Genomic DNA, 25,203 nt, shown 5'->3' with positions numbered 1-25,203 from the left:
TGTCGAAATGACTAGGACATATATCCTCTACTAGATCTAGTCCAATCTCACCTTCCAATTAACGCTTTTAAACCTACTCAGAGACCCTCTACAGGCTTCCAAACCCTTCAATCGAAACTATATGCCTCAGAACAAAAAAAGCTATTCACGCGCACACGAGGGTGCCATGAATAGCTCCATTCATTTTCTAACTATTGCGTTGTTGGAAATCCGTCATAAAATCAGCGAGTGCTTTACAGGATACGTAAGGTACAGCATTATACGTGGAAGCACGTAAACCACCGACACTGCGATGACCTTTCAAGCCAACGAATCCTTGCTGCTCGGTCTCTTTAATGAACTTCTTCTCCAGCTCTTCATCTTGCAAGCGGAACGTAATATTCATTGCAGAACGGCTTCCTAGATCTACAGGTCCACGGTAGAAGCCATTGCTGCTATCAATTGCGTTATAAATAAGACCCGATTTTTCTACATTATTCTTCTCAATAACCGTTAATCCGCCTTGCTCTTCAATCCATTTCAATACGAGATTCACCATATAAATAGAATAAGCTGGTGGCGTATTGTACAAGGAATTGTTTTTGCTATGCGTTTCATAACGCATCATGGTTGGGATCGTTTTTGGCAGATCCGTTAGTAAATCATCTTTAATTATCGCAACTGTCACACCAGATGGTCCAAGGTTCTTCTGTGCTCCCGCATAGATCATGCTGAACTTCGAAACATCGACTGGGCGGCTCAAGATATCACTGGACATGTCACCGATCAGAGGAATGTTGCCTGTTTCCGGGAAGCTCTGGAATTGTGCACCTTCAATCGTCTCATTAGACGTGATATGCAGGTAAGCTGAATTCGGATCTAGATTAATGTCACTCAATGCAGGAATTTTCATGAATTTCTGTTCTTTCGAGCTAGCTGCAAGAGATACTTCTCCGAATAGTGCTGCTTCTTGCACAGCCTTCTCGGCCCAAGCGCCTGTCAGCACATAGCTGCCAACTTTGCCAGCCTTCAAGAAATTCATAGGGATCATGGAGAACTGTGAGCTTGCTCCACCAGTCAAAAAGAGAATTTGGTACCCATCCGGAATACCAAAAATACGCTTCAGCAACGCTTGTGTTTCATTGTGCACTTGCTCATATTCCGAACTACGGTGAGAAATTTCCATGATGGACATGCCAATGCCTTTAAAATCAACAAACTCTTCTTGTGCTCTCTGAAGTACTTCGAGAGGTAAAGCCGCAGGCCCTGCGTTAAAGTTATAGGCCCTGTTTCCCATGAGTGACCACACCTTTGCGTTTTGTATTATGGCTATGATAGCAATATTCTGTGCAAGCATCAAGTAAAACCTCAAACAGGCTATACGAGACTTGTCAGAATTCCTCGATAAATCGCTACCATATCTTCCAGCTTCATTCGCACAAGTCCGCTAGAAGACGGACACACATAATCAATAACGCCTTCTACCATTGGCTGTGGTTGACTCCCCCAAGAGATGCCTCTTCGGCCGCTATACTGCTCATAGACACCCTTCCCCACGAAGCAAACTACCTTCGGCCGGTAGGTCTCAATTTTCGCCCTCAGAATACGTCTGCCCTCACGATACTCGTCTGCCGTAATTTCCGCTGCCGTCAATGAAGGGCGAGCTACGATATTCGTGAAGCCATATCCGATGTCAAGCAGATCCCCATCTTCTTGCGGCTTGTAGAGTCGGGGAGTTATTCCCGCCTGTAGCAAGATGCGATAAAATCGATTGCTTGGATTCGCATAATGATGCCCGGTTTCCCCTGATCGAATACTCGGATTATAGCCAACGAAAAGAATTTGCAACCCCTCCGCAATATGATCTGAAATTGCCGTTAGTTCCAACCGTGCACCTCCTATTCATTAAATGAACTTTAAATTCTCGTACGTTTTACCTAACACAGTTGCTGTATCCCCATGTAACCACGAGTCAATTAACGTACTATATATAGAACGGAAATCCACTTCATACTTTAAATCACCGTTGTCTAAGTTACTCAAGCTTGGATAGGCGCCATATAACCCACCCTTCACCTTACCGCCAATAACGAACATCGGCGCCGCTGTTCCGTGGTCTGTACCGCCGCTACCGTTCTCTTTAACACGACGTCCAAACTCGGAGAACACCATGATAGCAACACGATCCTGCAGCCCCTGTGCTTGCAAATCCTGATAGAAAGCAGTCAGACCTTCATCGACCTGGGTCAGCATTTGAGCATGCTGCAGCTTCTCATCCGCATGATCGTCGAATCCACCTACTTCAACATTAAAAAGTCGGGTCCCCGACTTTCCTGCCAGCAGCTTCGTTACAAGCTGTAAGTCCCTAGCAAAATTCGTATTGGGATATTCAATTTTCTTCGTATACGTGGCAGCGAGCGATTGGATCGCTTCAACGCTCTTATAGGCTTCTGACCCTCTAACTGATGCAACACGCAGCTGCTCCAACGGACTTGATGCCCCATACATATCCAAGAACGCTTTGGTTATTCTATTCTTGTCCATCAACGCTGTCTTAGGATCAAATACATGATAAGACTCCAGCGATTGAATCACCGGAAAGCTTGATTGATCAGATGCGAAGGCTTTGCTGCCTGAACCGCCAATTTGAATCACTTTGAGCGGATTCGGATTCTTCTGTAAGGAAGCTTCCGCATACCTTGCCAACCAACCGCTGCGGCTCATTTTGGCCGGTTCTGCGGTTTGCCAAATTTCCATAGAGCGAAAGTGAGAATGATTAGGCTCCGGATATCCAACACCTTGTATGATAGCCATTTTACCTAACTTATACAACGCCGCCAATCCTGTCAGACTTGGATGTAAGCCAACGTGAGCATCGAGCGCAAGTATGTCTTTCTGTTCATAAGCAAGCGTAGGCCTAGAATCATAATAAATGCCCTGCCCATAAGGAATCAATGTATTGATCCCGTCATTGCCACCACTTAACTGCACAACAACCAACACCGGGTCCTCCACAGTAGATTCAGAGCTACCAGCCCATAGAGATTTACCCGTTTCTATGAAAAGTGCACCACCAAGCCCAAGGGTTGCGAATAACGCCGTACCTTTGATCAGAAAATCTCTTCTCGTTAATTTCATCAGCTTTCCCCCTATTTCATTTGAGCTTCAGGACTAATTAGAACGAGTTGCAAGAGACCGCGTAAACCTGTTATTTTTTTCTTGCCCTCGGTTATGTGTACAATAGTATCCTCTGCATAGGCATGTAAACTCGCTTGCGTTTGCTCGGATAAGCCCGAGATGCCCATAAGCTCTGCAAAAAGCTTCGCCCATTCGATAGGTGACTCCACTTGAGTGGGTTGGAACGCGGACGAGTTTAACTGTTGTCCATTCATTTGTTTCGCGACACCCTCAGCGAACTGATATCTCGCCAACAAACAGTTCGTTGTGAGCCAAGAGGCGCCCCCTCTCCAGCCTGCAACATCGGGAGGGACGAATAGTTCCTGACCCATCTTTCTCATCGCTTGTGCATGCCCTTTGGCGACGGAGAGCTTGCAACATTTCAGGATACCCGCCACATAATCTGCTGGCGTTTTTATAAGTGCCCTCCGATTGCTATCCGCATAGAATTCATCGGAGAGGAATAATACCTGAAGCACTTCCCCCACAGTGTTCTTCTGTGTGATTAATTCTGCTAGGGACTGAATCCAACGATCCGAAGGTGTCTCTGTGGCAAAAAAGTTCAACAACTTCGTTGCTAGAAACGTTGGTAATACTTTTTGATGAAATAAGATATCAATCACATCGTCTGCATCTAGCTTGCCGCTTTCCCCTAGCAGTGTCTTAGATTCGTTATCGTGCTGTTTGGCATTGTAGTTCACCTTATGATCATTTTTATTGTACGTCCAGCCCGTAAAAGCGCGTGCAGCTTCCTTCACATCCATTTCGGTGTAGTGACCGATGCCAAGTGTGAATAGCTCCATCACCTCACGGGCATAATTCTCATTCGGCTTGCCTTTCTTATTCTGATTTACATCCAGCCAAATCATCATGGCAGGGTCTTGGCCAATTGCAGTGAGAAGCTCTTTGAAATTCCCCAAGGCATATTGACGGAACAGTTCATTTTGCTTCACCATGAGCGACGCATCCCTCACCTTATAATTCGCCGTCGCGAAATGTCCATGCCAAAACAATGTCATCTTCTCGATGAGCGGCGCAGGCGAGTTCACCATCCGATAGAGCCAATACATCTGTTGATTTACTAGTACCAGCGGATCCAAGGCATTCTTCCCATCCGCATGAAACTGGTCAAAGGAGGCTAGCTTCGGAGACTTGTCAATCAACGATTCGCCTTTTACTAAACATCGAACCGTTTCTTCCCGTCCTAGCGCCAAGCAAGCTGTAACATCTTCCTTCGCCACACCAAATCCCGCACGCAGTAATAGATGAACAACTTCTTTGCTGGTCCACTGGACTCCCATGAATCTCCCACCGTTCATTTTTTTACCATACTGTACCATATAGATGTGTCAAAAGTATGTAGAAACACAAACAACCAAGTCTAGTGACTTGGTTGCCTGAATTCGTATTCACTTGGAACTGAATCGTTCCTATTTCGCTGATCCCGCGAGCTGCTCAGCAAGCTGTAGGAAGGATCCAACAACCCGTCGAACTCGCTTATCGACGTCCGGATGAATGTTTTCAAAGAGGACGTCACCGCGGAAGCTCTTGCGTTGATCGCCACCAATTGAAATCCATTCAGGTGTGTTAATTCCATGGAGATTGCGGACTGTCGTCTGCATCTGAGTCAGCGAGCTGACAGCAACTGCTCCACCTGAGGAGCTGACGGACAATACCGCTTTGTTATGGAAATGATCCTGGCCAACATGGTCCAGCGCATTTTTTAACACACCGGACATTCCACTATGATACTCAGGTGTAGCCAAGACAATGGCATCGGCGGATAACATGGCCTGTTTAAACGCTCCTAGTGCTTGGTGATCGTCGCCTTCATCTTCAGGTGTATAGAAAGGTAGAGGCGTCTGAAACAGATCTATCAGCGTTACTTCATGTTGATCTTGTGTTGCCAAATACTGAATATATGTGGCAAGTCGTGTACTCGTAGCGGCTCCATGATTGCTTCCTGCAACAATCGTAATTTTCATCGTTAATTCTTCCTTCCTTAACTAATTATTTAACGATAATTATACCTGAGATTACCAATTTGTATATAATTAATTATAATTATTATAAAACAATAATTAGTATCGAAAAAATGCAAAAGAAAACTGCTCCTCCATAGCGTCCTATGAAGGGGCAGTTTCTATGTTCATATCGTATGAGTGCTAAAGATTAGCAATCGAAGTAAAGGTTGTACTCGTGTGGGTGAATACGGATTGCAACTTGTTTCGCTTCGCCGCGTTTCAAGTCGATGTAGTTATCGATGAAATCTTGTGTGAATACGCCGCCTTCAAGCAAGAAGTCGGAATCAGCAGCAAGTGCATCCAAAGCTTCGTCTAATGTACCAGGAACGCTGCGGATTTCAGCTTTCTCGCTATCAGACATTTCATAGATGTTTGTATCGAAAGGACCGTATCCAAGAGCACGTGGATCGATTTTCTTTTTGATACCGTCAAGACCAGCCATCAACATTGCTGCGAAAGCAAGGTATGGGTTAGCTGTGCTGTCAGGTGTACGGAACTCAATACGACAACCTTTAGGTGTCACAGCTGCGATTGGAATACGAACTGCAGCGGAACGGTTACCTTTGGAGAATACAAGGTTTACCGGAGCTTCGTAACCAGGAACTAGACGTTTGAAGGAGTTTGTACTTGGGTTCGTGATCGCGATCAACGCTGGAGCGTGATACAGGATTCCACCAATGTAGTTAATAGCCATTTCGGACAAGTTAGCATATGAACCTTTTTCGTAGAACAAAGGGTTACCTTCGTTGAAAATGGACATATGAACGTGCATTCCGCTACCGTTGTCGCCAAATAGCGGTTTCGGCATGAATGTAGCTACTTTACCATATTCTCTCGCTGTGTTAGCAACGATATACTTGTATTTAAGAAGGTTGTCAGCCGTTTTAGTCAATGTGTCAAAACGGAAGTTGATTTCAGCTTGACCAGCTGTTGCCACTTCATGGTGATGACGCTCAATGCGAAGACCTGCGTCAGCAAGCTTATTACACATTTCGGAACGGATATCTTGTTGGGAATCGATTGGAGCTACAGGAACGTAACCGCCTTTAACTGGAACTTTATAAGCAAGGTTACCGCCTTCTTCTTTACGACCCGTGTTCCAACCAGCTTCTTCGGAATCAACTTCGAAGTAGGATTTGTTCATACCGTTCTCGAAACGAACATCATCAAAGATGAAGAATTCGGATTCAGGAGCGAAGTATGCAGTAGTACCTACGCCAGTTGTTTGCAAATATTCTTCAGCCTTTTGAGCGATGCTACGTGGATCACGGTCATAACGGTCGCCTTCAGGTGTATGGATGTTGCTCATAATTACTAGTGTTGGGTGTGCTGTGAAAGGATCCACATAAGCAGTTTCCGTATCTGGCATCATTACCATGTCAGATTGTTCAATACCACGGAATCCTGGGATAGATGAACCGTCAAAAGCTACGCCATTTACGAAAGTTTCTTCATCTACTTCTGTAGATGGTAAAGAGATATGTTGCGCTTTACCGGAAAGACCAACGAAACGAAAATCTACCCACTCAATATTTTTTTCCTTGATAAGGTTCAACACGTTTTGAACTGACATTTAAAAAACCCTCCCATTTCCGTACATTCAACGTACTTTGCATGATTAATGTTCAACTTTTGCTTGTTTTCTTTCACATATTATATAGCGATTCCTCTAACACAGTCAATACTTATGTCAGGTATTTTTTAAAGGAGTGTAAGCTATTCTTACACTATTTTCCCACAATTGCCATAAATCCAAAAACAGGAAAAAGGTTTCCCCATTTCTGGAGAAACCTTTCCAACGAAAACCATATATTACGCCAAAATAGGCTCTTTCTTCGTATCAAATTTCTTACCAAGTAATGGAGCAAGCTTCTCCAGGTCAGATAACAGATGGGCAAATTGATCTGGGAACAACGATTGTACACCGTCTCCTGTCATTGAATTGTCCGGATCTGTATGCATCTCGATAATTAATCCATCCGCTCCAGCTGCTACAGATGCCTTCGTCATTGGAACTACCAATTCTCTGCGTCCTGTTCCATGACTTGGATCTGAGATAACCGGCAAGTGACTCAACGATTTAAGTACTGGGATTGCTGATAAATCTAACGTATTTCGTGTGTAGGTCTCGAATGTACGGATTCCGCGTTCACAAAGCATAACGTTCGGATTGCCGCCAGCGAGAATGTACTCAGCAGCATTCAAGAATTCATCATACGTAGAACTGAATCCACGTTTGAGCAAGACTGGTGTTTGAATCGTTCCTAACTTGCGAAGGAGATCAAAGTTTTGCATATTACGCGTACCTACTTGCAGAATGTCCGCGTATTCCGCACATACATCAACGTACTCCGGTGTCATGACTTCTGTAATAGTAAGTAGGCCATGTTTCTTGCCGGCCTCAGCCATCATGATCAGCCCTTCCACACCAACACCTTGGAAGCTGTATGGACCTGTTCTTGGTTTAAACGCACCGCCGCGGAGCACCTGTCCGCCAGCTGCTTTCACTAAGCGAGCAATCTCATCGATCTGCTCTGGTGTTTCTACTGCGCACGGTCCACCCATGACGACAAGTTGTTCACCACCGATTTCCACACCTTTAATAGAAATAACCGTATCGGCTGGATGGAAATCACGACTAGCCAGCTTGTAGGATTTCGAAATTTTCACGACTTGCTCAACACCTGACATTTGGCGAAGCTGTTCTGCTAATTTCGGATCCGCTTGACCAATGATCCCAATTACCGTACGATCCTCTCCTTTGGAAACATGCGCCTGAACCCCTTGCTTTTCGATAAATTGCACGATTTCCTGAATACGCTCATCCGAAGTTTTGTTTGATGTAATTGCGATCATGTGATCCACGCTCCTAATTATTTATTATGGGATAATTGCTTATTATTTTGCTGACACGCTTCAACGCTTGTTCGCTTCTACGCTTTTATGCTTTTAACCGCTAAAGTAAATATACAACGCTTGACGAGAATTCGTCAAGCGCTAATTTATTACCTATTCTTTTGATTCCCCAGGAGCTAACTGATCTTTACGTATTCTACGTTTTTCTTTACGGCGATTCGTGTGGTACCTGAGCAGGAGCACGACCGGGAAATAAGCAATAAGACCAAGAAAAAGACCAACGACCATCCCACCGACAATTAAATCCAAACCGCTACGAATAATATTAGAGAGGAGATGCGGTAAATGGTGGATCAGATAGATCTTAAAATGCTTGGGCACTAAATATTCCCCGACTTGCTTATTGAGAATGGAAAAAGGTATATAGATGACTTTACCGAACACAAAGCCAATTAAAGCCGCAGGCAGGTTCGCTCTTAGTAGATAAACCAATGGAAAAATAAGAACAAACGCAAATCCTGCAGTCGGTAATGTAAACATCTCAACGAATAAACCAATCGAAAAGCCTCTTGCCACCATGGAAGGACCGCCCTTGGCACGTAAAAGAAGTAAATATTTGAATTTGAACCAACGTTTAGTACTTTTCCAATCGTAGCGAGCTTTCATCATTTTCACCTTCTGAGAACTTTGCATGCTAGTTTCAATCCCGTCGAGTGGAATAAGCAGGAATTACACGGTACTTGCTGCTTTTGATTTAACAGGGGGAATTAGTTTCTTCATATTAATAGTACGTTTAATTTCCCAACTGGTTTCATCTTTCGCATCGTAATTTTCCAAATAGGTAATGACCTCTTTGGTGATCGGTGTGGGCGTGGAAGCCCCTGATGTTACACCTACTTTACGAACATTCGCCAACCATTCTCTATTCAATTCAGAAACGTCTGAAATTCGGTATGCCATGACGCCAGCGATCTCTTGTGAAACCTGAGCCAGACGGTTCGAATTGTTGCTTTTCGGATCTCCAACGACAATAACCAGGTCAACTTCCTTTGCTTGCTCCGCGACAGCTTCTTGACGAACTTGCGTTGCTAAGCAAATTTCATTATGAATTTCAGCTTTTGGGAAAAGTGTTAACAGCCGATTCATAATATGTTTAATATCCCACTGGCTCATCGTGGTTTGATTCGTAATGATAACTCGATTCGACGTCAAATTGAGGTGTTCAGCCTCTTCCAGCTTCTCAATCAAGTGAACATGATCTGGTGCTACGCCAATCGCACCTTCTGGCTCTGGATGACCCTTTTTCCCGATATAAATAATGTCATAACCGTCTGCTACTTTTTCACGAATCAAATCATGTGTCTTCGTTACATCCGGACATGTTGCATCCACAACAGTAAGTCCTTTATCACGCGCCAAGCGTCTTACCTCAGGAGATACCCCATGCGCTGTGAAAATAACAGTCCCTGTCTCTACTTGCTGCAAAATCTCAAGGCGATTCTCGCCATCAAGCGTAATGACTCCTTCCTCTTTGAAGAAATCAGTGACATGCGCATTATGAACAATCATGCCTAAGATATATATAGGTCTGGGAAGATTTAAATTTTTAGCGGTTTGCATGGCGAGAGCCATGGCATCAACAACCCCATAACAGTAACCTCTGGGGGATATTCGAACAACTTCCATCTGTTCCACCTACCTAAACCATTGTATTTCTTCTAATTATATCTGATTATATGGCATGTGGGAAGTTTGCCGGCAGCCAGATTAAAAAGGTACTTCCTTCGTCCTTCCGAGTGGTGACTTCCACTGATCCGTCATGCTCATCAATGATCCATTTGGCAATCGATAAACCAAGCCCCGTACCCGTCGTAACCCCTCTAGATAAATCCGCGCGATAGAAGCGATCGAAAATATGTGGAATATCCTCTTTATCCATCCCTATGCCGGTATCCGAGATTCGTATGCCAATAAAACTGTTTCTGCGTATCGCCTCAATGGCGACAGTGCCCGTAGGTGTATACTTGAACGCATTTTCAATGAAGATGAACAACAATTGCTGCAGGTAATCACGGTTTCCTTGAACCATAGCATCTTCGAGCGCATCAAGATCCCCTACTTGCCATTCAGCCGTATGCTCGAGCAGTTGCGCCCTTCTTACGACTTCGTGAACTAGCGGCTTGAACTCAATCGGATGTTTCTCCATTAGAACACCAGCATCAGCTCTCGCAAGCGCGAGCAAATCATTGACTAACCTGCTCATCCGTTGTGCTTCCCCAGCAATATCGTGCATAGCTTCCAAGGACATTTGAACCTGGTCTGGCGTAGCTAGTTCTTTGGTTCCCGACGTTTGCTTCCACATTTTCTCAAGCAGATCCACGTTCCCACGAATCGTTGTTAGGGGTGTCCGAAGCTCATGCGATGCATCCGATACGAATCGTCGCTGTGCACGATAGGCTTCGTCTAATTCCACGTACGTAATTTGAATACGCGATAGCATACCATTAATCGTATTCGTCAACCGGCCTATTTCATCTAGAGGTCCATCATAGTGGATGCGCTTCTCTAGATCATCTCCGCTTTCGATTTGATTCGCGGCATCTATCACTCGCTCAATAGGTTTCAACGCCTTACGAGCCAGGAACCAGCCTAAGGAAGCAGCGACGATAACCGTTAAGATTGCCCAAATGATAAGCGTATAGCGCAGCGTGACGGCCGTTCTCTCATAGCTTCCGATCGGCACAGCTGATTGCAGAATGCCAATGAGCTTGGATTTATTATCGGTTATGCCTAGATGGTAGATCAGAAAATCCTGATTTACAATTTTCGTCTTCTCAAAATAACCAATCTCATCTTCCATTTTATCTACTTGGCGTTGCAGTTTATCAATTGTCGATTGGCTAATAGGCAGCGTCTGATCATAATATAGTAAATTTGCTGATCGGTTATAACTCTTTAGCGCGATATTATATAATTGTAAAAACGTATTGGTGGAATAAATATCTCTGCTTTCTAATTCGAGATCAACAACCAGCCCTTTCTGAGAAAGAGCGATACTTTTTTGAATACGAGTGGAGCTATTGACGGCCTCCCTTTTCACATCTTGACGAATTTGATCATAAAGGAAATAGTTCAAGAAGAAATAGAGAACAATGCCAAAAAGCAGCATCGTGATGGCCAATATGCCTGAATACCATAGCGTAAGCCGCAGGCGAAGCGACATCTTAATTTTCCCCTCTCAATACATAGCCTGCTCCTCGGACCGTTTGAATCAAACGTTTGTGGCCGAATTCTTCTGTTTTCTGGCGCAACAAAGCTATGTACACCTCTAAGACGTTAGACTCACCGCTATAATCGTAGCCCCAAATCTTCTCCATAATGATATCTCGCGACAGAACTCGCTTCGGATTCTGCATGAATAAATGCAATAAATCGAACTCTTTCGTTGTTAATTCAATCAGCTTCTCTGCGCGGAAAACCTCACGGGTATCTAAATCCAGAATCGCATCTTCAAAGCTGAGCCGATTGTTCATCTGTTCAGGTCTTTCCGTTCTCCGACGAAGTAATACTCGCACTCTCGCAAGCAATTCTTCCAAAGCAAATGGCTTGACCAAATAATCATCTGCGCCCAAATCCAGACCCTTGACACGATCGCTAATATCATCTTTCGCAGTTAGCATGAGGATCGGCACTTCGCTGCCACTTTCACGAATCCGACGAACGACTTCCCATCCATCGATGTGAGGCATCATGACGTCCAAAATAATAAGCTGCGGTTCTGTCACCAACATTTGCTTAAGACCCTCTAAACCATTAGCTGCTGTCGTAACCAAATAGCCTTCAAAAGCCAGGCCACGTCTCAGCATGGATGTGATTTTCTCATCATCATCAATAACCATAATATTCTCTCTCATTGGTCCGCCCCCATTCTACCCTCTATTGTAGCAAAATTACCGCCTAGCAAAAAGAAGCAGAGCCTGCAAGCTTGAGGCCGCGGACTCTACTTCCTTCAATTAAATGCTTGGAGCTTACTGAGCTGGTGTCTCAGCAAGTGTATTTTTATCTCCTACCGTAACTGGGACTTCCGTACGCTTACCATCACGAATAATGCCTAGCGTTACTTTATCGCCAACCTTCGTTCCTTGAACCTTCGTAATCAACTCTTGAGAGTTTTTGATTTTCGTGCCATTCAAATCAACGATCACATCATATTGACGCAAGCCTGCTGTGAATGCTGGGCTCTTACGTTGAACGCTACCAACCAAAGCGCCATCTGTATTAGAAAGCTTCAATTCATTAACCCAATCTTGACCGATATCCTGCAGACCAACACCGAGGTAAGGAACGGGTTCTTTGGGAATAGTTACATTGTTTTTCAAATTGTCTAGTACAGAAGAAATCGTGCTTGTTGGAATTGCAAAACCAATCCCTTGCGCTTGTGAGCTTACTGCTGTATTGATCCCAATAACTTCACCGTTAAGGTTCAAGAGAGGACCACCTGAGTTACCAGGGTTAATGGAAGCATCTGTTTGTAGTAAATGTTTATACTCACGCGTCCCTTTCTCATCAGGGATACTAATTGGACGTTCTTTGGCACTAAGTACACCTACGGTTACTGTGTGGTCGAACCCGTAAGGGTTACCGATTGCAACAACCCAATCACCTACGTTTACGTCATCAGCTTTACCAAGAGGAAGGATAGGGAAATCTTTCGTTCCTTCAATTTTTAGTACGGCTAAATCCAAATCGTAGCTGTTACCCAACAATTTCGCTTTAAAAGGCTTATCATAGCCTTCTACGGTAATTTGAATTTCATCCGCGCCGTCAACTACATGCTCATTCGTTAAGATATAGCCTGTTTTTTCGAAAATAAAGCCAGTTCCCATACCCGCTGGTTGCAATTGTCCGCTTCCTGCGTCATTCTGACCACTCTTAGGTGTCGTTTGACCACCACCATTATCGCCAAAGAACTGACGGAAGAATGGATCATCGAACAGTGAGTTTCCACCATTGCTGCGACTCGATGCCTTCGGCTTCACGAGTGATTCAACTTTTACAATGGCTGGTCCTGCATTTTGAGCGATCGCAGCAATATTACCTGGGCGAACCACATCAAGAGCAGCATTCTTTACTTCACCGCCATTGCTATTGGAGCTATTAGCTACGGTTGTCGCTGAACTTGAACCAGAAGCTAGTGGTTGATTACCTGAAAACATGTTCGTTTTATCCGCTGTAAACATTAACGCACCTACAACGAGCGCTCCTGCCATGAATGCTGCAAAAATGCTTTTTACCGAAGAACGCTTCTTCGCATTAGGATCCCACGCCGCTGGACCTTGAGGTGCATTCTCCGAACCAAAGCTGAAGGGACGCAGCGTCTTAGGCGGTGTTACTTCTACATTTGAAGTACCTTCCGAGCTTGTAGAAGAAGTTGTTAAGGATTGACCTTCATTTTCTTCATTAAAAGCAGATTTGTAAGGCCCATAGGAGTAATAGTAGGAAGGTCTTTCTTTGTTAGGCTCTTGCCCCTCATTCGCTCGAGACTGCTCACGTGCAGTATCCTCGTTGTTATCGTTATTCTGCGGCTTAAAAAAGTCACTGTAGTCTTTTTTATTTTCATCCATGGGTCTTACCTCCATAATTAAAGTTATAAGTGCATGTTCTCTTTGAAGGATCATGTTGTTCTCTATGTGTCTATCATGCACTCACAACCTTAAACGAATATTAAAAAACAATAAAATGGAGGTAAAAATAGGACATTTATTAATGAATCCATGCACTTTCAACTGTCTTTAATACGTTTGCGGCTTCTTTCACCCATTTCTCCTCAATACTAGCATCAGAATCCAGTGGTGCTTGGAACTGATCCACCAATGCGCCTGCTGTTTCCATGTCAGCTTCAGAATCTAATCCTTCATTATATACATGTTTCAGAACAAAAGGAGTACCTACCTCAACGACCGCATCCGTCGCTTCCACATCGCCTTCAATTCTGCCCGTGATGACTTGAACGGGAATTCGCAGCCAAACTTTATTCGCCTCATCCAGCGATCGATCAAAGTAGCCATGGTCATAATCCCAACCGCCACCCAAGTTAAAATTAAATTGTTCTAGCTGGGCACGCACCTTATCAAATGTTTCCTGTACCTGCTCCAGTGAGGAAGTTAGTGGTTTCATAGCGACTCTACACTCCTTAAGCGCTCATATTATTTTACTTACGCATAGAATGTGCCAAATCGACGTTTTTATGTGCGATAGTCTCTCAATTTGTTCGTTCTGTTAAACCCATCCTTTGCGATGAGCGAAAATCGCTAATTGCGTCCGATCATCAAGCTCACACTTCATCAACAAGTTGCTTACGTGTGTTTTCACTGTTTTGATACTAATAAAAAGCTCCTCGGAAATATCCTTGTTGCTTTTCCCTTCGGCAATCAAAAGAAGTACTTCACGTTCCCGAGCTGTTAAGCCTTCCTGTTCCGGTAATTCACTCCGCTGTCTAATGCCTCTAGTCAAAGCTTGCGACACTTCAGCATTCATGACAGGCATACCGCGGTGTGCACTCTGAATCGCGTGAATCAACTGATCGGAAGAAACAGTCTTCAACATATAACTAATAGCTCCGGATTCAACAGCTTCCAGTACCTTGGCTTCCTCCAGAAAAGAGGTCAGCATAATAACCTTTATCTGTGGAAACTTCTCACAAATTAGCTTCGTCGCACCAATCCCATCCAATACCGGCATCGTTAAATCCATTAGAATGACATCTGGCAGTGATGTTAGGCTTTCTTCCTTCAACTGATCAAAGGCAGATTGCCCATTCGACGCTTCCCCCACTACTTCTAAACCAGGCTCCAATGAAATGTAAGTACGCAGTCCCACTCGTACCATGTCGTGATCGTCCACAATCATTACTTTAATGTTCGGATTCATTCTTGTTTTCCCCCTGAATGCCCTGAAAATCGCGGAATACGAACGCGCACACGAGTTCCTGAGCCTAATTTGCTATCAATCTCCACTTCTCCGCCTAGCTTTTGTGCTCGTTCTCTCATAGTTGACAGGCCGTGGGAAGCAGAAGGAATGTCTCTTCGTTCAAAACCTTGACCATCATCCTGCAATTGCAGCACATATTGATGCTCTCTTTCATAGATCGCCAATCGAACTTGTTTGGCCGAGGCATGTTTAATGACATTCGCAAGCCCTTCTTGGATTATAAGAAAAAACTGATGTTCTATCGCCTCCGAAATCATTTCAGGCAGCGAAACATCAAGTTGACCCTGAAGTTCATGGGTCCGGCAATATTCCGGAAACCATTTCTCCAAGGCTTCTTGTAAGCTCATATCCTTTAATTCGATCGGTCTTAGTTGTGAAATGAGGCCTCGCATCTGCTTCTGAGCATGATGGGACATCTCAATGAGCTGATTCATTAGCGCTGGTGCAGCCGTTGGATTTCTTTCTAATATTTTGGGAAGAGAAGAAGCCGACATATGGATCGCGAATAGCTCTTGGCTCACTGTATCATGGAGATCTCTCGCCAGTCTGCGTCTTTCTTCCATCACAGCGCTCTCTGTCAGCTCCTGATCTCGTATTGCTTCGGCTTCCCCTAACTTTTGCATCAGTTGGACGCGTTCTTCAATCGAAGTTGCCATGCTGTTAAAAGCATCATATAAGTATAGGAAGGGCTCTACTGGCTCCATATCGATTCGAACAGAGAAATTCCCTTTCGACAATTCCAGCATCGCAACATGAAGCTCATCTACCTTGCGCTGCCATCTTCTAGTTGCAATGAAACCTACGGATAAGCTCACAACAAGAATCGCGAAAGCGAACCACAAACGGAACTCCCAAGAACTCAGTTCCTTCTCATAATATTCAAGTACGATATAAATACCTGAAACCGTTATTACACTCGAGATTAGAAAGTAATTCAGCAGCTGCCACTTCATATTGAACATTCGCAATTTGTACATACTCCATCCTTAACCTATCTTTTTAATGGTAATGTCGCCTATAAACATACTTGTAGTCACGACAATTTTATGTTCCGCCTCTTCATAATGAGAGGTTTGCGTTCTAATATTGCGCAGAAAGCCACTTTCACGTCGATCAAGAACTTTCATATCTCCAATGAAGGAGCTTGCCATGACACGAACCTCAACGTCCATATCATTCGGGATGAAAATCTTCACATCCCCAATGAAAGCCGTAACATGAATGGTTGTCTCACCACGTGGAATGGACGCACGAGTAAGATCGATAACAGAATCGCCAATAAAGTGCGAGATCTGAACAGGCTTTAATTCCCAAGCCTCTTGCCCAAGGTGAACATCGCCAATAAAACCATGACGGTGTAGAACATTGCCTGAATCAAAATTACGAACGAAGCCATCATATTTATGTTGCTGTTGCTGTTTGGATTCCTTCCATTCAACATGGTCCTCGTCCTTTGGATACGTGCCGTGGATATCCTTCAATACTTCCTTCTCTTCGTCAGTAAGGCCATGTTTCCTAGTACTCACTGAAGCAGGATCTATGTGTTCTTTGGCATTTGCAGAGAAATCGCCAGATATGTTCCAACTCCCGGACTCCCATTGCTTCTTATGCTGGGCATGTCGTGCTCGATTCGCTTCTCGTCGAGCTTGTCTTTCTTCATCTTTCGCCTTCTTAATAGATGGCCACTCAGGCGACTCTTTCTTACCCGGTTTGAAAATCACATTTAAACCAAAAAGTATTAAAGCAACCGGTGCAAGAAATTTAAACATTTCTCCAATAGAAAGGTCGGTTACATTTAGATTTTTCAAAAGAAATATAGTTCCTACGCCGCACATCATCAAACTGCCTAGGGATCCACCCCAATGATACTTTCGCTGTGAGACAAAGCCAATCAGCCCATAGAAAATCAGAATTGCAGGCCAATACGTTGATACTAAATAGCCGATATCAATTTGAATAATTCCTAATTGATTTAGTAAAAAGAGTGTGCCCGCGGATACGAGTACAAGCCCCCAAATCATTCTTTGAAACATATGCGGATTCATACGTTCTTCCTCCATTTGTGTAAAGCGTTGTTAAGATAACTCTAGTTTATAAGATACAAGGTGGAATGAAAAGAGACGTTAGATTGAAGGCGATCTCCGCCTCTAGACCGATATTTCGAAAGCCTACACAAGAAAACCTAACATGGCTGTCGTATAAGACGAACAATTCACTATAGATGTTATGTATTCTTACGTATTCCGTTGACATCGTTATCATCAGAACCGTATAATTGGGCTGAGAACGCAAGTATTATAAGGAGAGATTACAGGAATGGATCCTATCCAACAACTTACTTCTGGCCTAGACACAATCTGGGTCGTATTAACTGCTGCCATGATTTTATTAATGGAAGGCGGATTTGCCTTACTAGAAGCAGGGTTTGTCAGACAAAAGAATGCCGTAAGTATTATCATGAAAGTATTTGTCGATATCTCATTCGGTGCGCTTATTTTTTACTTTTTTGGTTTTGCACTTATGTATGGTAAAGACATCGGGGGCTTCATAGGTTCATCAGGTTTTTTCATGGGCGGAGATTTATCCCACATCGCGTTGACAATCTCACATGATACCTATTGGTTATTCCAATGTGCTTTTGTTATCGCCGTAATATCAATTGTATCCGGAGCAGTAGCAGAACGCATCAATTTCCGCGCTTATATTCTTTATACGATAGCCATGACCGGATTAATCTATCCCATTGCTGGCCATTGGGTTTGGAGTGTTGGCGGTTGGCTCGGCAAGCTTGGCATGGTTGATTTCGCTGGATCCGCTGTCATCCACGGTCTTGGCGGTTTCTCCGCACTCGCCGCAGCTATGATTATCGGTCCGCGAATTGGTAAATTCTCTGCCGATGGTAAAGCTAACATTGTCCCCCCCTCTAATTTACCGCTTGCCTCTGTAGGCGCATTTATCTTGTGGTTCGGTTGGTTTGGATTTAACTCTGGGAGTACGTTAAGCGCTACCAACACTTCGATTGGGCACATCGCAGTCACCACAATGCTATCCGCCGCAGCCGGTTGTGCGGCCTGCATCCTATTTACCATGATGCGTTATCGCAAAGCGGATCCGCCCATGGTGATTAATGGCGCACTCGCCGGACTCGTCGGAATAACAGCAGGCTGCGCATTCGTTAGTGATGCAGCAGCGATCTGCATTGGCGCAATCTGCGGAATTGCTATGGTCTACGCAACGGAGATGCTGGAAGCTAGACAGATCGATGACCCCGTTGGCGCTTTCCCTGTACATGGGATCAGCGGCAGCATCGGCACCCTCGCTGTTGGCTTATGTGCGAAGCCGGACGCGATCCGCGAAGGAACAGCTGGATTATTCTACGGCGGAGGCTTCCACCTCCTGGGCGTTCAAGCGCTCGGTCTTGTCACTGTCTGTGCGTGGGGCTTCTTCATCACTTGGGTTTTCTTGAAACTCATAAAGCTTATCGTTCCTTTACGTGTGAGCCGCGACGAAGAGTTGATTGGCCTAGATGTTGGATCACATGGGGTTCCAGCATACAGCCAAGAAGAAGGATTCTTGGACTTACAACATTTGAAGAATAACCAATGAATAAGAAGAAGAGGACACCGCACACGCAGTGTCCTCTTCTTTATTTTATGATGAGAATATGTCTTCAAATTCCTCTGGAAACATAATATCGTCACCAGGTTTAGAATCATTCATAATTTGTCTAGCTTGCTCGATTTCGGCACGGAGCTTTCTTACTTGCTCCATAGGTTTCTTCACATAATGAATATATTCAACAGCAAGATGATGATCAGGCTTCTTCCCGGTTAACATGCGTCGAAAAGATGACATGGTTTGATAAGCCCGCTCTTCTTTCATTCTCTTCACTTCATATCGCTCAACAACCTGCTCAATTTCCCGAGCTTGCTGCTCTTTCCGCGTAATAAAAGCCTCCAAGAAGGGAAGTACCTCCGCAGCTTTCCTAGTTGTTCTTAAAGGCATACCATCCGATCGTAATGCTTGCAGCATGTTCCATCACCTATCTCTCCGTGTCAAGATTTATAACAGTAATCTTATTTTACACTAAAATGAGTGGTTTGAGAACTATTAATTTAACACAAGATCAATTCCAACGACACCAATAGGCGTTCCCATGTCATCTATAACGGATTTTGACAATGTGACGCATGGTTTTTTTGTAATAGCTGACACGTACTCGTCCGAAATGAAGAGCTCACCTGCCATTGCACGCTTCCACCACTCTCTCCCCTTAGCATTCACTAAGCCTGCCTCTGGCTGAGAGTAGATGAAGGTGCCATCCCCACGATTCGACCATATCGCTTCAATCCCTGCTGTTTTCTTCAAAATTCCATGTAGGTGCGAGGCATGCTTATCTTCTATTAGGGATTTGATGTCAGGTACACGAACAAGAGCATTCAATAATTGCTTCATTTCTTCAATGTTGACATGAATGCTTCCTTGCTTACTCTTCATGCCAACAGCTTGTATGGCCGTGATGAGCTCAGCGGAAGAACGATCCAAATTCTGATTAATATGTTGCAATCTCGAAACCTCGTGCCGCTGCTTCTTCATTTGATCCAGCGTATGTTCAACACTCGCCATCGTCTCATTCATCAAATCGACGACTTCCCCTAAAGATGTTCTCGTTCCAGTAACGAGAGAGGATTGGTGCTTCGTTGAACTAGTCGTACTTGCCACTAGACTGTTCACATGCAAGATCAATGAAAAGATCGTATCGATCTTGCCTTTCATCACCTTCATCTCGTCAATACCATGTGTCACTGAAGCTTTCTCTTCTGCCACAGCAGCGACTACTTGCGCAACACCACTTTCAATATCAGCAAGAAGCTCAGATGACTTCTGAACCGCTTCATGACTTTGCGCAGCTAACTTCTTAATCTCTTGCGCTACCACAGAAAAGCCTCTACCATGTTCGCCAGCTCTAGCCGCTTCAATAGATGCATTTAAGGCAAGCAATGACGTTTGAGCAACGACCTCCGTAATAAACGTGTTAATCTCTTCAATTTTCGACGTATGCTCGGTTAAATCTTGAATTTTTTTCTGCATCGTATCATTGTTCACGTGTAAATCGTTCATGACTTCATCTGTTGCATTCAAGGATCGACAAACATCCACTACGGTATCTTTGGTTTGTTCACTTTCACGATGCATATGTAACGACGAATCTAAGATCTGATCAGCAGCTGCAGCCACTTGTTGAATCGCAGCAAATGCCTCCTGGAGCTGCCCTGCGGCATGTTGACTGCGCCCCTTCAATTCCTCTTCACCTTGAATAGAAGCATCCGCAATTTGGAGAAGATGTCCGATGGAACGATTGACTTCTTCTACTGCCGCTGCTAGTCGATCCGCAACAACCTGAGATTCTTGAATAAACGTACGGAATTGTTCTTCGTGATGGAGTGCCCCTTGTTCTCGCTCTTTACCAGATGCTCTTAAACTCAGTAATCCACTTAAACCCATTAAGAGAAAAACAGCGACACTAACTACGGCAACCCATTTCGAAGCAGAAAATAAAGCGAATACATTTACAAGCATACCAATAAGTACAAAACCGTAGAACCAAGCTCTCTGCTTTGAATCCGTCCACATGCGCAACCGGAACTCCTCCCAAAAGGAACAAAATGTTAGTTTTTGTTACATTATATCGAATATAGGAGGCCTTGAAAAGAATTAAAAACGGAGACCCTTTCGGATCTCCGTCTTTTCAACAAAGCTATTTGTTATTTATTTTGGTTTTGTGTGTTGTTTTGTTGCTGCTTATTAGGTACCGCTACTTCAGTAGCAAATTCCGCGTCTTGCGATGCTTTCTTGTTGTTCTTGTTCTTTGCCATGTCAATCACCTCCTGTATGAGTATCTTTTCCCAAACAGGATTTTTTATGAATTTCTTTTTAACAAAATCGAACCTTACAGCGCTTTGGCTGGAGCAAGTATTTCATCCTTAAGCTGCTTCCAAATGACCTCTGTGACTTTGCCATTCCCCTTTTTCACCACGAACACTTTGACCGTCTTTTTACCCCATTCTTTATATACCTGGTCCTTCGTGTTGAAATACAGATCAATTTTCTTCCCTTTAATCGCACTTCCTGTATCTGCAACAACCCCGTAACCGTAACCTGGAATAAACAGTACGGTACCTAACGGGAACACTCTCGTGTCTGCTGCAATTGTCGATAACGCCTTATCGTCACGCATGACCTTAATACCCGAATACGTGATGCCATAAGTAGGATGGTCCGGAGTCTTTCCTGTCGATTCCTTACCCGCAGAATACCCGGTTGCTGTTACTTCAACTGCCGTGTACTTGGATAAATCTGTTTCCAAATTGGGAATGAAGCGGTAACTCGCTTGTTGTTGATGCTCCTGCGCAACAGGACGTGCAACTGACATGACCGTACCTGCTTGATTGTCCCGTTGATCTCGTATATGGGTATCGGTATTTGCCGCCCTATAGTTCCCTTGATAACTAGCCTCTTCTCCGAAAAGCACGACCAGAACGGTAAGCACCATCCATGCCAAAATCCACTTGGATTGCTTCGAAGTATCGGTTATTTTCATCGTTTTAAGCCTCCCCCTACTAATGTAGGCTTTCCATTTCCTTTCATCACTAAACCTCCACATACAGACTCACTGTATAACATGTCCTTCTTTTAACCACTTATTCACATCTTTAAACCACTTATTGATATCTAAAAGGATTTCGAGAACGCAAAAAAGCAGAGAAGTGACTAGCACTTCTCTGCTTCTTATAGGAGCAAACGGGAGTTACAGTTTGTTTTTGATTTCTTCTTGAATCATGGCGATGACTTGATCAATCGGTTGTGTACCTAGATCGCCTTGCCCCCGTTTACGGATGGACAGGCTGTCACTCTTCACTTCGTTTTCACCGACAACGAGCATGAAAGGAATTTTTTCAAGCTGTGCTTCTCTGATTTTGTAACCCAACTTCTCATTCCGATTATCCGCTTCAACGCGAATACCAGCTTCTCTAAGTCGGTCTGTCACCTGATTGGAGAATTCCTCAAAAGCAGGTGATACAGGAATCACTTTCGCTTGGGTTGGCATCAACCATGTTGGCAACGCGCCAGCGAAATTCTCTAGTAAGAAAGCTGTCATACGCTCCATTGTAGAGATGATTCCTCTATGAATCACGACAGGACGGTGCTTCTGACCATCTTCCCCTGTATACTCAAGCTGGAAGCGTTCAGGCAATAAGAAATCGATTTGCGCAGTCGAAAGTGTTTCTTCCTTCTTCAACGCTGTCTTGATTTGAACATCTAATTTAGGACCATAGAATGCCGCTTCACCTTCTGCTTCGAAGAAAGGCAAACCAAGCTCTTCAACAACCTCGCGAAGCATCCGTTGGGAAGTTTCCCACATTTCATCATCCTGGAAGTATTTCTCTGTATCCTTCGGATCCCGATAGGAAAGACGGAAACGATAATCAGTAATTCCGAAGTCAGCGTATACTTGACGGATCAGTGTAACAACGCGCGAGAACTCTTCTTTAATTTGATCCAAACGGCAGAAGATGTGCGCGTCATTCAATGTCATTGCACGAACGCGGTGTAAACCAGTCAAAGCGCCTGACATTTCGTAGCGGTGCATCGTGCCCAGCTCAGCGATCCGAACCGGCAGATCACGGTAGCTGCGCATATCACTCTTATAAACCATCATATGGTGAGGACAGTTCATCGGACGAAGGACAAGCTCTTCATTGTCCATGACCATTTTCGGGAACATATCTTCACTGTAGTGATCCCAGTGTCCGGAAGTTTTGTATAACTCAACGTTAGCAAGCACAGGTGTGTATACGTGTTGGTAACCTAGACGCTCTTCCAAATCAACGATATAGCGCTCCATTGTGCGTCTTAGTTTCGCGCCGTTTGGCAGCCAAAGCGGTAGACCTTGACCAACTTCACGTGAGAATGCGAACATTTTGAGCTCACGGCCAAGTTTACGGTGGTCACGTTTCTTCGCTTCTTCAAGCAAGTGCAAATGCTCATCCAGTTGCGCTTTCTTAGGGAACGCAGTCCCGTAGATACGTTGCAGCATTTTGTTTTTTGCATCTCCACGCCAGTAAGCACCAGCAACACTCAACAATTTGAACGCTTTAATGCGTCCTGTTGACGGCAAATGCGGTCCGCGGCACAGGTCAAAGAATTCACCTTGGTCATAAATTGTAAGAACGGAATCTTCCGGTAGATCACGGATCAATTCAAGCTTGAACGGATCTTCCATCTCGGTGAAAATACGAATCGCTTCCTCACGGGAAACAACACGGCGTGTAATCGCCAAATTTTCGTTTGAGATGCGCTCCATTTCCTTCTCAATTTTGATCAAATCTTCAGGGTTCAGCGGTGTTTCCAAATCGATATCGTAATAGAAGCCGTCCTCAATTACAGGGCCGATTCCGAGCTTAACTGCTTTATTGCCATAAATTCGCTTGATTGCTTGTGCCATCAAATGCGCTGTACTATGACGGTACATTTCTAGACCTGCTTCGCTATCCAGCGTTAAGATTTCAACATCCGCATCATGGTTCAAAGCGAAAGATAAATCCACGGATTTCCCGTTTACTTTACCACCCACTGCATTTTTCTTCAGACCGGATGAAATGGACTCCGCCACTTGCTCAATAGTCGTCCCCACTGCATACTCTCTCACTGCGCCATCTGGTAATTTTACTTGTACAACCATCTTCCCTGCCTCCTAATTGTGTAAGTGAATAGTGAATTGAACGCAAAAAAGCACACTTCATCCCATAAAGGGACGAGTGCGCTCAGCTCGTGGTTCCACCCTAGTTCGATTCGCTCTAACCCAAAGGGAAAGTCGAATCCTCATCAGCATTCGTTAACGGGAATGATTCCGGTACTGTATAGTATCGCACCTGCAAGTCAGGTCGAATTCCACAATACGGCTACAAAGGGGTAAACAATCCGATTCGCTGAAGGAGATTGCAGCCTGGTCTCCTCTCTCTGAGCAGTTCATACAGAAAGTTCTTGTCTTTGATACTAACGCCTTCGATCACTATTATAAATGGCGAGAGGGGCAAGGTCAAGGGGATAGTTGATCCTGCTTCTTAGCCTCTCCGAGATAAAGGTCGCACGTGCGGCAATAACTGCACACCGAGGTACGATCTTCGAAGATTTGCCCTATCGTCTTAATAATCGTTAATTCAGGATCCCGTGTATGAATGTAAATATTGGCAGGTGAGACTGTGATCAGTGTGCTCACGATCATATCCTCGAAATTGATGTCCTTTTCCAACATTTCCATTCGAAAGCTGGAATCAAACTCATTCGCATCAATGGGTTCCATTCGATCATTCAGAATAACGAACTCATGGCCACCTTTGTGAATGAGATGCGCTGCAGGTATTTTAGCCTCTTGAATATAGACGAAATATTGGAGAAGCGAAATAAATTCCTGATACTGGCGGTCCATCATAAACTCATCAATCGCATATTCGGCAATTTCTCTTAGTTCTTCCCTATACTCCTGAATTCGGAATTTCAGGAAACCATCCAAGCTAATCTGCGTATTCTCCTCGAGCAATGCGTTAATCTGTTCCTTGAGCAGCAGAATTCGACGAAGCCGACTTGGGGAGCTATTCATCAGCGGCAACCCTTCCAGCTCACTCTCTTGGATCAAGGATTGCTTACAGTAACCTTCGATGGCCTCGATGTCCGACTGCTTTTCATATTTAAAATCCTTGGTTATCAAGTTACGTACAATGCTGGATTCCTTGTCCGCTACAATGTGGCTCGCCAACACTTCAGCTAGGCAAGCTCGTACTTCAGCTTCATGTATATGTGGATCGTGGATCACACTTCCCGCTTCCACTTCCACATAAATAAAAGCACGTGTTTCACTCCAAGTGTAAGTAGCCGTTAACCCATTCTGGGCGATATGTAAATGCTGCAGCGCTTGCTTCACCTGCGCGCTCAGCGAACGTACATAGGATTCCTCGACATTGATTAGGGCAATTGCAAACAGTTCCATGTTGCTCACTCCTTCCATCTATGCATCCTCCTCTTAAGAGTATATGGTCGATACAAGGGAGATATACAACGAACAATTTGCCATTTGCGGAAGAAGGCTGCATGCAAAAAAGGAGCAGCACTTGGCTGC

General features: G+C 44.3%; 22 protein-coding genes. 1 reads left to right on the top strand and 21 read right to left on the bottom strand.

The window, feature by feature from the left end:
* Window positions 1-187: 187 nt before the first annotated feature.
* The 16 genes from serC to liaF all read right to left on the bottom strand — a co-directional run bounded on the left by serC (window position 188) and on the right by liaF (window position 17,071).
* A complete protein-coding gene (gene serC, locus HQN88_RS10920; protein WP_173110951.1) occupies window positions 188-1,276 on the bottom strand; it encodes a 3-phosphoserine/phosphohydroxythreonine transaminase in 1,089 nt (362 codons plus the stop codon).
* A gap of 80 nt (window positions 1,277-1,356) precedes the next feature.
* Window positions 1,357-1,866 (bottom strand): G/U mismatch-specific DNA glycosylase, encoded by a 510-nt coding sequence (gene mug / locus HQN88_RS10915; protein ID WP_173110949.1) that lies wholly within the window; start codon window positions 1,864-1,866, stop codon window positions 1,357-1,359.
* 18 nt (window positions 1,867-1,884) lie between these two features.
* Complete coding sequence (locus HQN88_RS10910; protein ID WP_173110947.1) at window positions 1,885-3,117, bottom strand: DUF1501 domain-containing protein; 1,233 nt, start codon at window positions 3,115-3,117, stop codon at window positions 1,885-1,887.
* An 11-nt stretch (window positions 3,118-3,128) separates the two neighbouring features.
* On the bottom strand, window positions 3,129-4,457 hold the full coding sequence (locus HQN88_RS10905; RefSeq protein ID WP_173110945.1) for a DUF1800 domain-containing protein: 1,329 nt from the start codon (window positions 4,455-4,457) through the stop codon (window positions 3,129-3,131).
* A gap of 129 nt (window positions 4,458-4,586) precedes the next feature.
* Window positions 4,587-5,141 (bottom strand): NADPH-dependent FMN reductase, encoded by a 555-nt coding sequence (locus tag HQN88_RS10900; protein WP_173110943.1) that lies wholly within the window; start codon window positions 5,139-5,141, stop codon window positions 4,587-4,589.
* A gap of 187 nt (window positions 5,142-5,328) precedes the next feature.
* Complete coding sequence (gene glnA, locus HQN88_RS10895; protein ID WP_057315401.1) at window positions 5,329-6,753, bottom strand: type I glutamate--ammonia ligase; 1,425 nt, start codon at window positions 6,751-6,753, stop codon at window positions 5,329-5,331.
* 239 nt (window positions 6,754-6,992) lie between these two features.
* Entirely contained in the window at window positions 6,993-8,036 is a 1,044-nt protein-coding gene (gene aroF / locus HQN88_RS10890; protein ID WP_173110941.1) for a 3-deoxy-7-phosphoheptulonate synthase, read from the bottom strand.
* 153 nt (window positions 8,037-8,189) lie between these two features.
* Entirely contained in the window at window positions 8,190-8,729 is a 540-nt protein-coding gene (locus HQN88_RS10885; RefSeq protein ID WP_173110939.1) for a DUF2062 domain-containing protein, read from the bottom strand.
* A 36-nt stretch (window positions 8,730-8,765) separates the two neighbouring features.
* The gene (locus HQN88_RS10880) at window positions 8,766-9,722 is read right to left on the bottom strand and encodes a 4-hydroxy-3-methylbut-2-enyl diphosphate reductase (RefSeq protein ID WP_173110938.1); all 957 of its coding nucleotides are present in this window, start codon (window positions 9,720-9,722) and stop codon (window positions 8,766-8,768) included.
* 46 nt (window positions 9,723-9,768) lie between these two features.
* Window positions 9,769-11,259 (bottom strand): sensor histidine kinase, encoded by a 1,491-nt coding sequence (locus HQN88_RS10875; protein ID WP_173110935.1) that lies wholly within the window; start codon window positions 11,257-11,259, stop codon window positions 9,769-9,771.
* Window position 11,260: 1 nt separating this feature from the next.
* Window positions 11,261-11,950, bottom strand: coding sequence for a response regulator transcription factor (locus tag HQN88_RS10870; protein WP_173110932.1), 690 nt, complete (start codon window positions 11,948-11,950; stop codon window positions 11,261-11,263).
* Window positions 11,951-12,064: 114 nt separating this feature from the next.
* Window positions 12,065-13,660: a S1C family serine protease gene (locus HQN88_RS10865; protein ID WP_173110930.1), complete on the bottom strand. Its 1,596-nt coding sequence runs from the start codon at window positions 13,658-13,660 to the stop codon at window positions 12,065-12,067.
* Between the two features lie 139 nt (window positions 13,661-13,799).
* On the bottom strand, window positions 13,800-14,213 hold the full coding sequence (locus HQN88_RS10860; protein ID WP_173110928.1) for a YugN family protein: 414 nt from the start codon (window positions 14,211-14,213) through the stop codon (window positions 13,800-13,802).
* 102 nt (window positions 14,214-14,315) lie between these two features.
* Window positions 14,316-14,966 carry a response regulator transcription factor gene (locus HQN88_RS10855; RefSeq protein ID WP_173110926.1) on the bottom strand — a complete coding sequence of 217 codons (651 nt, stop codon included), beginning with the start codon at window positions 14,964-14,966 and terminating at the stop codon, window positions 14,316-14,318.
* Complete coding sequence (locus tag HQN88_RS10850; protein ID WP_173110924.1) at window positions 14,963-16,003, bottom strand: HAMP domain-containing sensor histidine kinase; 1,041 nt, start codon at window positions 16,001-16,003, stop codon at window positions 14,963-14,965. The genes HQN88_RS10855 and HQN88_RS10850 overlap by 4 nt, the downstream gene beginning before the upstream one ends.
* Window positions 16,004-16,012: 9 nt before the next feature.
* Window positions 16,013-17,071 (bottom strand): cell wall-active antibiotics response protein LiaF, encoded by a 1,059-nt coding sequence (gene liaF, locus HQN88_RS10845; protein ID WP_246320162.1) that lies wholly within the window; start codon window positions 17,069-17,071, stop codon window positions 16,013-16,015.
* A 271-nt stretch (window positions 17,072-17,342) separates the two neighbouring features.
* On the opposite strand from liaF, the gene HQN88_RS10840 reads away from it, so the two are divergent.
* Window positions 17,343-18,632, top strand: coding sequence for an ammonium transporter (locus HQN88_RS10840; protein ID WP_173110922.1), 1,290 nt, complete (start codon window positions 17,343-17,345; stop codon window positions 18,630-18,632).
* Window positions 18,633-18,677: 45 nt separating this feature from the next.
* On the opposite strand, the gene HQN88_RS10835 is transcribed toward HQN88_RS10840, so the two are convergent.
* The 5 genes from HQN88_RS10835 to HQN88_RS10815 all read right to left on the bottom strand — a co-directional run bounded on the left by HQN88_RS10835 (window position 18,678) and on the right by HQN88_RS10815 (window position 25,092).
* Window positions 18,678-19,058 (bottom strand): hypothetical protein, encoded by a 381-nt coding sequence (locus HQN88_RS10835; RefSeq protein WP_246320161.1) that lies wholly within the window; start codon window positions 19,056-19,058, stop codon window positions 18,678-18,680.
* Window positions 19,059-19,136: 78 nt separating this feature from the next.
* Window positions 19,137-20,660, bottom strand: a complete 1,524-nt coding sequence (locus HQN88_RS10830) for a methyl-accepting chemotaxis protein (protein ID WP_173110920.1) — start codon at window positions 20,658-20,660, stop codon at window positions 19,137-19,139.
* Between the two features lie 316 nt (window positions 20,661-20,976).
* Entirely contained in the window at window positions 20,977-21,459 is a 483-nt protein-coding gene (locus HQN88_RS10825) for a 3D domain-containing protein (protein WP_420794136.1), read from the bottom strand.
* Between the two features lie 375 nt (window positions 21,460-21,834).
* Window positions 21,835-23,769, bottom strand: coding sequence for a threonine--tRNA ligase (thrS, locus tag HQN88_RS10820; RefSeq protein ID WP_173110918.1), 1,935 nt, complete (start codon window positions 23,767-23,769; stop codon window positions 21,835-21,837).
* A gap of 357 nt (window positions 23,770-24,126) precedes the next feature.
* Complete coding sequence (locus tag HQN88_RS10815) at window positions 24,127-25,092, bottom strand: putative sporulation protein YtxC (protein WP_173110916.1); 966 nt, start codon at window positions 25,090-25,092, stop codon at window positions 24,127-24,129.
* Window positions 25,093-25,203 lie beyond the last annotated feature (111 nt).

Source organism: Paenibacillus qinlingensis (assembly GCF_013204845.1).
GTDB classification, from domain to species: Bacteria; Bacillota; Bacilli; order Paenibacillales; family NBRC-103111; genus Paenibacillus_E; species Paenibacillus_E qinlingensis.
This window is presented reverse-complemented; position numbering and strand designations above follow the sequence as displayed.